Source organism: Fontibacillus phaseoli (assembly GCF_003337355.1).
In the GTDB taxonomy this organism is placed as follows: domain Bacteria; phylum Bacillota; class Bacilli; order Paenibacillales; family Paenibacillaceae; genus Fontibacillus; species Fontibacillus phaseoli.
In genome coordinates, this window is sequence record NZ_QPJW01000001.1 from 707,354 (window position 1) to 718,954 (window position 11,601).

The window sequence follows — 11,601 nt, forward strand, 5'->3', positions numbered from 1 at the left end:
AACGCACATGGGAGAGAGTAGGGGATACAATGTTTACACAGAGCGTGGAGTCCATTGTAGAAGCAGCAGTAAAAAAGAAAGAGAAAATGAATGAGAGCCTGCCCAGGTATTTTGTTTCGACCTTGATGGCGGGGGCTTATGTGGGTCTTGGCATCATTCTGATTTTTAGCGTCGGCGCGCCGCTGGCCGCGGCGAAGTCGCCGTTCCAGACGATGGTCATGGGGATGTCGTTCGGGCTTGCTCTCACGCTAGTCATCTTCGCGGGTTCCGAGCTGTTTACGGGGAACAATATGTTTTTTACGGCTAGTACTCTAGCAAGAAGGACTACTGTAAAAGATACCCTGAAAAACTGGGTTATCGTTTTTCTAGGCAATTTGCTGGGAGCCATCATTTTAAGTTTACTTATTGTAGGAACAGGACTGTTTAAAACCGCAGCGCCGGAACATCTGATCTTCGCGGCTTCAGCGAAAAAGATGGGAGCACCGGTAGTGGAGCTCTTTTTCCGCGGTATTCTGTGTAACTGGCTTGTCTGTCTAGCCATCTGGATGGCTAACCGGGCAAAGGACGATATTTCCAAGCTCGTCTTGATTTGGTGGTGCCTTTATGCTTTTATCGCCAGCGGATATGAGCATAGCGTAGCTAATATGACCTTGCTCAGCCTGTCTGTGCTGCTGCCGAATCATCCGGATACGGTTTCTTTGGCCGGCTGGTTCCATAACATGATCCCGGTCACGCTGGGTAATATTATAGGCGGCGCCGTCTTTGTCGGGATGGCCTACTGGTTTATCTCCCCGGTGCGCAAGAAATAACTTCCTCTTACAGGAATAGGGCTGCTTTAACAGGTCTGAATGACCGTTAAAGCAGCCTTTTTTTTGCCGAGTAACCGTAATTATGCCTTGCCTTATAATGGCCGACTACATTAATTGTACGAGCCGGAAAAACAAAAAGGACAGGGCAGTGGATTAACTACTGCGCCGTCCTTATTTGAACGATAATTCGGATTGACGAAGAAAGAGGAGCCGTCATGTCGTGCACCGGGTCAGATCCGGCAAATTTCATTCGGGCAAAGCTCGCAATGACAAATATCCTGAAGCATAACGAGGTCCTTAATCACGATCATGCCGTTTTCATATTCCAGCGCATCTTTCTTGCGCAGATCACTCAGCATCCGGTTGACGCTTTCGCGCGTGGCGCCGATCATGTTCGACAGGTCGGTATGAGTAATCTTTTTGTTGATAAGGATATTGTCGCCATGCTGTTCGCCGTAAGTGTTGCTCAAACGGATCAGGGTCGAGCAGAGTGCACCGGGCTTGCCGTACATCATCAGATCGCGGAACTTGGTTTGCGTCAGACGATGGTGGATACCCATCCATTTCATAAAGTCGATGGCAAAATCGCAGTGCTGGCAGATCATGATTTCAAGATCCTTTTGCTCAATGACTCCGATCTCGGCGTCCTCAATGACCTCCGCGGTAAAACTGTGCTTCGTACTGAAGAAAGGATCTGCCTGACCGACCATATCGCCGCGTCCGTACATATACAGAATCAGCTCTTTGCCTTCGTCCGTAGATTTAGTCAGTTTCACGCGTCCGCGTTTAATATAGAACAGTTTATCGGAAAAGTCGCCTTCCCAGAACAGGTGTGTTCCTTCGGGATACGCTTTTTCTTTCATTGTGACGAGAAGACGGTTGAAGTTTTGTTCTGTAAAACAGCTCGTATTGCCGCGGGGCAGGGTGGCGCTAACTATTTCACTCATTATTGATTTCCCCTTTGTGTTCCAAATTTTTCTGAAAATTTTAAATTAATTATATACCGTTTTTACGGTTTTGGGGGAACTGTAAAGCCCGAAAAAGTGTCGAAATTTCAACATTGTGACTAATTTCACTTTTTATAAAATGAGATATTCATCACACAAAACGAGGAGATTGTAAGCCCAGAGCGGCCTGAATGGAAATTTGAACTGAAAAAACAATCAAAATAGAATGAAAAGTTTCACCATTTTAAAGTACGTGAAAAAATTCACTATACAAATCGAACCAGCTATGCTATGCTAAGACCATAAGAGAAGCGCACTGCTTCATAAGGATAAACCCGAACGTGAAAAAATTCACTAGAAAGAAAGGGTTATCCATTACCCAACTTAGGAGGATGAGAGAAATGGCCGTTAAGAACGAAGTTACGACAAAAGCCGAGCCCGCTGCACAAGATTACATCCAGACCTTGATCGACAAGGCGAAGAAAGCATCCGAAGCTTTCGTGAGCATGGATCAAGAACAAATCGATAACATTGTGCAGGCCATGGCGCTGGCCGGACTTGACAGACATATGTATCTGGCCAAGATGGCTGTTGAAGAAACCGGACGCGGTGTGTACGAAGACAAGATCATTAAGAACATGTTTGCGACCGAGTATATTTACCACAGCATCAAGAACAACAAAACAGTTGGTGTAATTGAAGATAACCCTTATGACAGTTTCCAAAAGATCGCTGAACCGGTTGGCATTATCATGGGGATCACTCCTGTAACCAACCCGACTTCGACAACCATCTTCAAATCTCTTATTGCCATCAAAACTCGTAATCCTATCATCTTCGGTTTCCACCCTTCGGCTCAAAAATGTAGCGCGGAAGCCGCAAAAATTCTGCTCGAAGCTGCCGTTAAGCACGGTGCACCTGCAGACTGCATCCAATGGATCGAAAATCCTTCGATGGATCGCACGAACGGCCTGATGAACCATCCCGACGTGGCTTGCATTCTGGCAACCGGCGGATCGGCTATGGTTAAGGCAGCATACAGTTGCGGCAAGCCGGCACTCGGCGTAGGTCCTGGTAACGTACCTTGCTTTATCGAAAAGAGCGCGGACCTGGATCAGGCGGTCAATGACCTGATTCTCTCGAAAACGTTCGATAACGGCATGATCTGTGCTTCCGAGCAAGCGGTTATTATTGAAGAGCCCGTTTTTGATCAAGTGAAGAAGAAAATGATTGCTAACGGCTGTTACTTTGTCAACAAAGACGAAGCTGCTAAACTTACAGCCGGAGCCATTATTGCAGATAAATGTGCAGTGAATCCGAATATCGTCGGTCAACCTGCCGTGAAGATCGCTCAAATGTGCGGCATCGATGTTCCGGCCGGAACAAAAGTTCTGGTAGCCGAAATCGAAGGCGTAGGTCCTAAATTCCCGTTGTCCGCTGAAAAATTGAGCCCGGTTCTGGCTTGCTACAAAGTCAAAACAGCTGAACAAGGCATCGAACGCGCGCTTGAAGTCGTTCAATTCGGAGGCATGGGGCATTCTTCGGTAATTCATAGTAATAATGAAGAAATCATTCAAAAATATTCGGATCGGATGCCTACTTGCCGGATTCTCGTCAACCAACCATCTTCGCAAGGCGGTATCGGCGACATTTACAATACGAACCTGCCTTCGCTGACGCTGGGCTGCGGATCTTACGGACGTAACTCGACTTCGTCGAACGTAACGGCTGTCAATCTGATCAACGTGAAAAGGGTGAATCGTCGTACCGTGAATATGCAATGGTTTAAAGTACCTGACAAAATCTATTTCGAGAAAAACTCGACGCAATACCTTGCCAAAATGCCGGATATTACTCGCGTACTGATTGTAACCGACCCAATGATGGTTAAACTGGGATATGTGGAAAGAGTGGAGCACTACCTCCGTCAACGTCAAACCCCGGTAGCGATCGAAGTATTCTCGGATGTTGAGCCGGATCCATCGACTACAACGGTAGAACGCGGTACGGAATTGATGGCGAAATTCCAACCGGACTGCATCATCGCACTTGGCGGCGGATCGCCGATGGATGCTGCAAAAGGCATGTGGTTGTTCTACGAATATCCGGATACCGACTTTAACAATTTGAAACAAAAATTCATGGATATCCGTAAACGGATCTACAAATACCCGCGCCTTGGACGCAAAGCGAAATTCGTTGCGATTCCAACCACTTCGGGTACGGGTTCGGAAGTAACCTCGTTTGCGGTAATTACGGATAAAGTCAATGGCAACACGAAATATCCTTTGGCTGATTACGAGCTGACTCCGGACGTAGCCATTATCGACCCTGAGTTCGTATACAGCTTGCCAAAAGTCGCTGTAGCCGACACAGGCATGGACGTTCTGACTCATGCCATCGAAGCTTATGTTTCGGTTATGGCAAGTGACTACACAGACGGTCTTGCTATCAAAGCCATCCAACTGGTATTCCAATACCTGGAGAAATCGGCCCTGACCGGAGACAAACTGGCCCGCGAAAAAATGCACAACGCTTCGACCTTGGCCGGTATGGCATTCGCGAACGCATTCCTGGGCATTAATCACAGCTTGGCCCATAAATGGGGCGGACAGTATCACACCGCGCATGGCCGTACCAATGCGATTCTGATGCCGCACGTTATTCGTTACAATGCGAAGAAGCCTACGAAATTCGCGGCATGGCCTAAATACACCCACTTCGTGGCTGACGAGCGTTATGCGGAAATCGCGCGTATTCTGGGACTGCCTGCTCGTACAACGGAAGAAGGCGTGAAGAGCTTGATCAAAGCCATCCGCGATCTGAACCAGAAACTCGGTATCCCTGAAACTTTCCAAGAGCTTGGTTTCGATGCGAAAGATTTCGAATCGCGTGTAGACTACCTGGCAGACCGTGCTTTCGAAGACCAATGTACAACAGCAAATCCGAAACTTCCGCTCGTAACCGAGTTGGCAGATGTTTACCGTGATGCTTTCTATGGAAGATTTGAAGAATAAGTGAACATTTAGACCGAAAAAAGTGACAAATATCACCTTAAAAGTGATATTTGTCACACTCTTTCTATAGAGGTTATTATATGATAGTAATATAAATGATCCCCCGTACAATGGTGAGTACAGTGGATTCGAAACTAAATCTAAGGGCTTATCAGTGTCAAAGTTGTGAAAATTATCACAAATTTTAGGGATCATGAGGCGCGGTATAAACCTTCAAGCCGCGTACTACAAAATATATATGGAGGGATTAAGATGTCGGTGATTGAGAGAGAAGTACAAAAAACGCAAGATGTTCAAACAGCTTGGAGAGGTTTTAAAAAAGGAACTTGGATGCGGGAAGTAAACACCCGCGACTTCATCGAGGCCAACATTCTAGCTTATGAAGGCAACGAATCTTTCTTGAAGGGCGCAACGGATAATACAAAAGCGCTTTGGGACATCATTTCCGATCTGACCAAGAAAGAAAGAGAAGCCGGCGGTGTACTTGACGTTGAAGTCAATAAGCCTTCCACCATCGTATCCCATGCTCCTGGTTACCTGGATAAAAACAAAGAACAAATCGTGGGCGTACAAGGGGAAGCTCCTTTTCAACGCACGATCCATCCTTTCGGCGGGATCAATATGGTTATCAACTCTTGCAAAGCTTACGGTTTCGACCTGCCAGGCGAGATTGTCGACATGTTTACTACGATTCGCAAAACGCACAATCAAGGCGTGTTCGATGCCTATACATCCGATATGAGAGCTGCCCGTAAAGCCGGTATTATCACAGGTCTTCCTGATGCATATGGCCGCGGCCGCATTATTGGTGACTACCGCCGCGTAGCGCTTTATGGCGTGGATTTCTTGATTAAAGAAAAAGTAAGCGAACTGAAGAGTCTTGAAGTCGATGTGATTGACGAAGACGTGATTCGCCTCCGCGAAGAGCTGTCCGAACAAATCCGCGCCTTGGGTGAATTGAAACAATTGGGTGAAATGTACGGCTTTGATATTTCGAGACCGGCAGAAAATGCGAAAGAAGCGTTCCAATGGGTATACTTCGGTTACCTGGCCGCAGTCAAAGAACAGGACGGGGCGGCAATGTCGCTTGGACGTGTATCTTCATTCCTTGATGCATACATCGAGCGCGATCTGGCTGAAGGAACCTTGACTGAAGAAACGGCTCAAGAATTGGTTGACCATTTCGTTATGAAACTGCGGATCGTCAAATTCCTGCGTACTCCGGACTACAATGATCTGTTCAGCGGCGACCCTACATGGGTTACGGAATCGATCGGCGGCATGTCTGTAAACGGCGTGACGAGAGTAACGAAGAACAGCTTCCGTTTCCTGCACACTCTTTACAACCTGGGTCCTGCTCCGGAACCAAACTTGACGGTTCTCTGGTCTGAGAAATTGCCTGAAGCCTTCAAAAAATATTGCGCTAAGGTATCTATCGAAACCAGTTCGATCCAATATGAAAACGATGATCTGATGCGTCCGATCTACGGTGATGATTATGGTATCGCCTGCTGTGTATCCGCTATGGAAATCGGCAAACAAATGCAGTTCTTCGGAGCACGCGCCAACCTGGCAAAAGCTCTGCTGTACGCGATTAACGGCGGTAAAGATGAAAAATCCGGCGCACAAGTCGGCCCTGAATTCCCGGCCATCACTTCCGAGTATTTGAATTACGACGAAGTCACGAAACGGTTCAAGCCGATGATGGAATGGCTTGCCAAGTTGTATGTGAACACGCTCAACGTTATTCACTACATGCATGATAAGTATTGCTACGAACGGATCGAAATGGCGCTGCATGACCGCGATATTCTCCGCACGATGGCTTGCGGGATCGCAGGTTTGTCCGTAGCGGCCGACTCGCTGAGCGCGATCAAGTATGCTAAAGTTAAACCGATCCGCAACGAACAAGGCATCGCGGTTGATTTTGAAATCGAAGGCGAATTCCCTTGTTACGGCAACAACGACGATAAAGTCGACCAAATCGCCGTAGATCTCGTTGAATCGTTCATGGGCATGATTCGCAAGCACAAAACTTACCGCAATGCTATGCCGACTCAATCGGTATTGACGATTACATCGAACGTTGTTTATGGTAAGAAAACAGGAACTACACCGGACGGACGTAAAGCGGGCGAACCGTTTGCTCCTGGCGCCAATCCGATGCACGGCCGTGACAAGAAGGGTGCGCTGGCATCGCTCAGCTCCGTCGCTAAACTGCCGTATGAACACAGCTTGGACGGGATTTCGAACACCTTCTCAATCGTGCCTAAAGCTCTTGGTAAAGAAGCTGAGATCCGCAAATCGAACCTGGTATCGATGATGGACGGATACTTCGGCAGCAAAGCACATCACCTTAATGTTAACGTCTTTGACCGCGAGCAGTTGATGGATGCAATGGATCATCCGGAAAACTATCCGCAATTGACGATCCGCGTTTCGGGATATGCGGTTAACTTCATCAAATTGACCCGTGAGCAACAGCTTGACGTTATTAACCGGACCTTCCACGGTTCGATGTAATAATGTAGGGTATTAGAGTACTATTAGCTTGATATTTCACCTAAGGCAGCTGAATCAGGAAGGGTGACGAAAAATGCTTAAAGGTCGCATACATTCATTGGAAACTTTCGGAACGGTCGATGGCCCGGGTATTCGTTTCGTACTCTTTATGCAGGGCTGCCTGCTTAAATGCCAGTATTGTCATAATCCGGATACCTGGAGCCTGACGGACGGGAAAGAAATGACCGTGGAAGAGGTATTGGCCGAAATCGAACCTTACCTTAACTACTACCGTTCTTCAGGCGGCGGGTTGACGGTGTCCGGCGGGGAAGCGACGCTGCAGGCCCCTTTTGTAACCGAGCTGTTCCGCGAGGTCAAGAAACGCTGGAATTTGCACACTACGCTGGATACAAACGGTTATAATGAAGGGGACAAAATCAAGGATCTTCTCGATGTAACGGATCTTGTTATGCTTGATCTTAAGCATATTGATAATGAGAAGCACATCAAGCTGACGGGCAAACCGAACGACCGGATGTTAAAGATGGCCGAATGGCTGTCGGAACACGGACGGAGCATGTGGATCAGGCACGTATTTGTTCCGGGTATTCACGAAGATGAGGAAGACTTGCTAAACCTTGGCCGTTTTATCGGCAAGCTACAGGGTGTTGAGAAATTCGAAATTCTTCCTTATCACCAAATGGGTGTCTACAAGTGGCAAGAGTTAGGGTGGGACTATCCGCTGGACGGAGTACCTTCGCCGACGCCGGAAGAAATTGAACGTGCTAATCATCTCATTGAAGAGGGAAGAAAACAACTGGAATCATCTCGTAATTAGATTTATTGTGTAAGATAATATGACATAAACATTTACTTTTTACAAAAAAGCGGTTAAACTCGACGATACGTGTCAGGTTTAACCGCTTTCTTTTTGTCGATTAGATGATATTATCCCCTAAATAGAAAAATGTCCACCTTATCAGAAATGGAGACGCTTTCTATAATAAAGGTGTAACACAAACTGATCTTGAGGAGGGTCATAGAAACATGAAGAAAAGTTTGATGCTGCTCATGACGCTGATTTTTGTAGCGTCAGCAATGCTGGCTGGGTGCGGCAAATCCAACAGCAACGGGGGAAACGCCCCGGCCAACGAAGGACAAACGACGACTAACAATGGAGGAAATGAGGCGAAGGTGAACGATGAACCGTTCGAAATTACAATTCGCCATACTCAGGTAGGGGAGTCCAAGAAATTCCGCCTGGCATTGCTTGAAGATGTCGTTAAAAAGACTCAGGATGCGGTGCCGGGCTTGACGATCAAGCTGGACGCCGTAGAATCCGAAGTCAACCGGAAGGAAAAACTGAGAGGCGAAATGGCAGCAGGCAAGCCGCCGGAAGTTTTTGACGTATTCGGCAGCCCGGATGCAGCTCTTTACGCCAAAGAAGGTTTGATGCTTGACCTTACTCCGATTTTGGACGAACTTGGCCTCAAGGATAAATTTACTACATTGGCGCCATTTACAGTTGACGGAAAGATCTATGGTCTTCCTATCGGGGGATCTATCGAAGGATATTTCTACAATAAAGAGTACTTTGAACAAAAAAGCCTGAAGACTCCAACAACACTCGACGAACTGGATAAACTGGCTGAAGCGATCAAAGCTGACGGCAAAATTCCGTTCGCTCAATCTTCCAAAGATGCTTGGATTCCGCTCATGACGACAAATAACCTGTGGTCCTACTATGCCGGGCCTGAAATTACTTACGGTTTCAAAACAGGGGAAACCAAATGGACAGACGAAAACATGGTGAAAGCCGTTGCCAAGCATAAAGAATGGGTGGATAAAGGCTACTACAAAAAAGGCGAACTCGGTTTTGAGTATGCGGATATGAGAAACCAAATCATCACTGGCGAAGCCGTTATGATGATGGACGGATCTTGGGCTAACTCGGTATTCAGAGATCCTGCCCAAGCCGGCGATATGGTTGGTAAAATCGGATTCTTTAACATGCCTCCTGTAAATGCAGGCGATCCAGTCGTGGTCATGCAGGATGCCAACAACGGTTACGGCTTCTCCGCCGCCGTTGCTGAGGACCCTCGCAAACTGCAAGCGGTCAAAGAGTTCATCAAGAATATGTGGACGGACGAAATGCAGCTTCGCGGTCTGAAAGAAGACGGCGTGCTTCCGGCAATGAAGATGGATCTGGAACAAATGAAAACTACGTCTGATGACGCGCTTATGCAAGATATTTTCAAAGCCGTAAGTGAAATCGGAACTTCGTTCCCGGCGTTTGACGCACTTGTTCAGGCAGAAGTAAATACGGCGCTTAGCATGGGAATTCAACAAATCATAGGCGGCGAGATTGAACCGGCGAAGATGCTGGAAAATGTACAGGCCGCCCAAGACACAGCCAATAAAGCAGAGCAATAAGGTTTAATCAATGACGAAGAGGGCGCCACCCGTCTCAAGTATGTGGGGGCGTCCTTTTCCACTAAATTAGGAAGAAACGGTTTGCAATCACATGTTTAGCAGAGAGTTTAATTTCGCATTTGTTACGGAGGTTTATCATGAATAAAGCGCTTAGAAATCCTCTGATTTATCTGATATTTGTGATCCCGGCGTTCGTTCTGTTCCTTGCCTTTTTCATTTATCCGGTCTTTACGGCGATCAATAACAGTTTTACGAGCTGGAACGGGATATCCAAAAACATCAATTATATCGGATTCGACAACTATGTTACCGCCTTCAATGATGTAGCTTTTTGGAAATCGGTAAGAAATAACGTCTATTTCATTTTGTTTTCATGCCTTATTCAGGTACCGCTCATCGTCATTTTTTCACTTTTGATTGCGAACGTCAAGAAACTAAAAGGGTTGTATAAAACCGCAGTATTTATGCCCTCGATCATGTCGACGGCCGTCATCGGGATTTTGTGGGGCTTTATCTACAATCCGGACTTTGGCCTTGCCAATGAAATACTGGGCGTATTCGGCGTTTCCCCGGTGTATTGGCTGTCGGACAAAAACTGGGCCATGATCTCAATTCTGATTACGAATGCCTGGCAGTGGACCGGGTTCTACATTGTTATGGTACTTGCCGCGATTATCGCGATTCCGAAAGAACTCGAAGAAGCAGCGGCGATTGATGGAGCAACCGGGTTTCAGCGTGCCACTAGAATCACTATTCCGCTAATCATGCCGATTATTTCCGTCGTTATCATGCTGTCCATCGCCGGCGCCATGAAAGCTGCGGATATCGTGCTCGTAATGACCAAGGGAGGACCGGCAGGCTCGACCGACGTCATGGCTACTTATATGATTCGATACGCAATAACGAGCTTTAAGCACGGTTTTGGTAACTCCATCGCCGTCCTGATCTTTGTATTTACTATCATCATTACCGTCTTGTATCAAGTGTTGATTTCCAAACGGACAGAAAGGATTGAATACTGATGAGAGCGCTCAAAAAATCGATTCCGCACATTTTTCTAATGGCTTATCTGCTCGTCATCCTATATCCGTTCCTGTTCGTTCTCTTTTCATCGGTCAAAACGAACAACCAGGATATTGCCTCGAATCCGTTCGGGCTTCCCGGTTCGATTACGTTCGACAATTACGTCAATGCCTGGGTCAATGCAAAAATTAGTACGTACTTCTTTAATAGCTTGTATATTGGCGTCTTTTCGGCATGTTTATCCATCCTGTTTGCGGCGATGCTCGCGTTTGCCGTAACCCGGATGCGCTACAACCGAATCAGCGCGATTATTTTTCAATTGATTCTGCTCGGCATGCTGATTCCGAACAACTCGCTGCTGCTTCCGATTTATGGAATTATGAGAAAACTGGATATTCTGGATACGCATGTGGCGTTGATTTTGCCTTACGTAGCCAATGCGATCCCGTTCTCGGTCATTATTCTGGCGGCATTTATGCGCTCGCTTCCCGGGGAAATTGAAGAGGCTGCCGTTATTGACGGACTTAGCTCCGCAGGCCTTTTTGCCAGAATTATTATTCCGTTGACCGTGCCGGCGATTGTTACGGTATTCATTATTAACTTCCTGGGCAACTGGAATGAGTTCCTGCTCGCCAACTATTTCCTTTCTAGCGAAGAATTAAGAACGTTGCCCGTGGGGATGGTCGGTTTCAGAGACGCCTACAATACCAATTATGCGCAGATGTCTGCAGGGATCATTTTCAGTGTGCTGCCGGTCATGATTATTTACGCTATCCTTCAGGAAAAAATTATTGAAGGAGTTACGGCAGGTAGTGTCAAAGGATAATAGGGGCGGAATCAAGATCATATTCCAATGATTCATAACGCCTA

The 11,601-nt window shown here is 46.8% G+C and carries 8 protein-coding genes; 7 read left to right on the top strand and 1 reads right to left on the bottom strand.

Annotation, left to right across the window (positions count from 1 at the left end; genetic code table 11):
- The first annotated feature begins 29 nt into the window (after nucleotides 1–29).
- Complete coding sequence (locus DFP94_RS03460; RefSeq protein ID WP_114495026.1) at nucleotides 30–809, top strand: formate/nitrite transporter family protein; 780 nt, start codon at nucleotides 30–32, stop codon at nucleotides 807–809.
- A 230-nt stretch (nucleotides 810–1,039) separates the two neighbouring features.
- Here the strand turns inward: DFP94_RS03460 and DFP94_RS03465 are convergent, their stop codons facing one another.
- Complete coding sequence (locus DFP94_RS03465; RefSeq protein WP_114495027.1) at nucleotides 1,040–1,756, bottom strand: Crp/Fnr family transcriptional regulator; 717 nt, start codon at nucleotides 1,754–1,756, stop codon at nucleotides 1,040–1,042.
- Nucleotides 1,757–2,157: 401 nt separating this feature from the next.
- Between DFP94_RS03465 and adhE the strand changes: the two genes are divergently transcribed.
- The 6 genes from adhE to DFP94_RS03495 all read left to right on the top strand — a co-directional run bounded on the left by adhE (nucleotide 2,158) and on the right by DFP94_RS03495 (nucleotide 11,557).
- Nucleotides 2,158–4,773 carry a bifunctional acetaldehyde-CoA/alcohol dehydrogenase gene (gene adhE, locus DFP94_RS03470; protein ID WP_114495028.1) on the top strand — a complete coding sequence of 872 codons (2,616 nt, stop codon included), beginning with the start codon at nucleotides 2,158–2,160 and terminating at the stop codon, nucleotides 4,771–4,773.
- A gap of 252 nt (nucleotides 4,774–5,025) precedes the next feature.
- A complete protein-coding gene (gene pflB / locus DFP94_RS03475) occupies nucleotides 5,026–7,296 on the top strand; it encodes a formate C-acetyltransferase (protein ID WP_114495029.1) in 2,271 nt (756 codons plus the stop codon).
- 73 nt (nucleotides 7,297–7,369) lie between these two features.
- Nucleotides 7,370–8,113: a pyruvate formate-lyase-activating protein gene (pflA, locus tag DFP94_RS03480; protein ID WP_114495030.1), complete on the top strand. Its 744-nt coding sequence runs from the start codon at nucleotides 7,370–7,372 to the stop codon at nucleotides 8,111–8,113.
- 209 nt (nucleotides 8,114–8,322) lie between these two features.
- Nucleotides 8,323–9,708, top strand: coding sequence for an ABC transporter substrate-binding protein (locus DFP94_RS03485; protein ID WP_114495031.1), 1,386 nt, complete (start codon nucleotides 8,323–8,325; stop codon nucleotides 9,706–9,708).
- A 137-nt stretch (nucleotides 9,709–9,845) separates the two neighbouring features.
- The gene (locus tag DFP94_RS03490; RefSeq protein WP_114495032.1) at nucleotides 9,846–10,730 is read left to right on the top strand and encodes a carbohydrate ABC transporter permease; all 885 of its coding nucleotides are present in this window, start codon (nucleotides 9,846–9,848) and stop codon (nucleotides 10,728–10,730) included.
- Complete coding sequence (locus tag DFP94_RS03495) at nucleotides 10,730–11,557, top strand: carbohydrate ABC transporter permease (protein ID WP_114495033.1); 828 nt, start codon at nucleotides 10,730–10,732, stop codon at nucleotides 11,555–11,557. The genes DFP94_RS03490 and DFP94_RS03495 overlap by 1 nt, the downstream gene beginning before the upstream one ends.
- The last annotated feature ends 44 nt before the right edge of the window (nucleotides 11,558–11,601 follow it).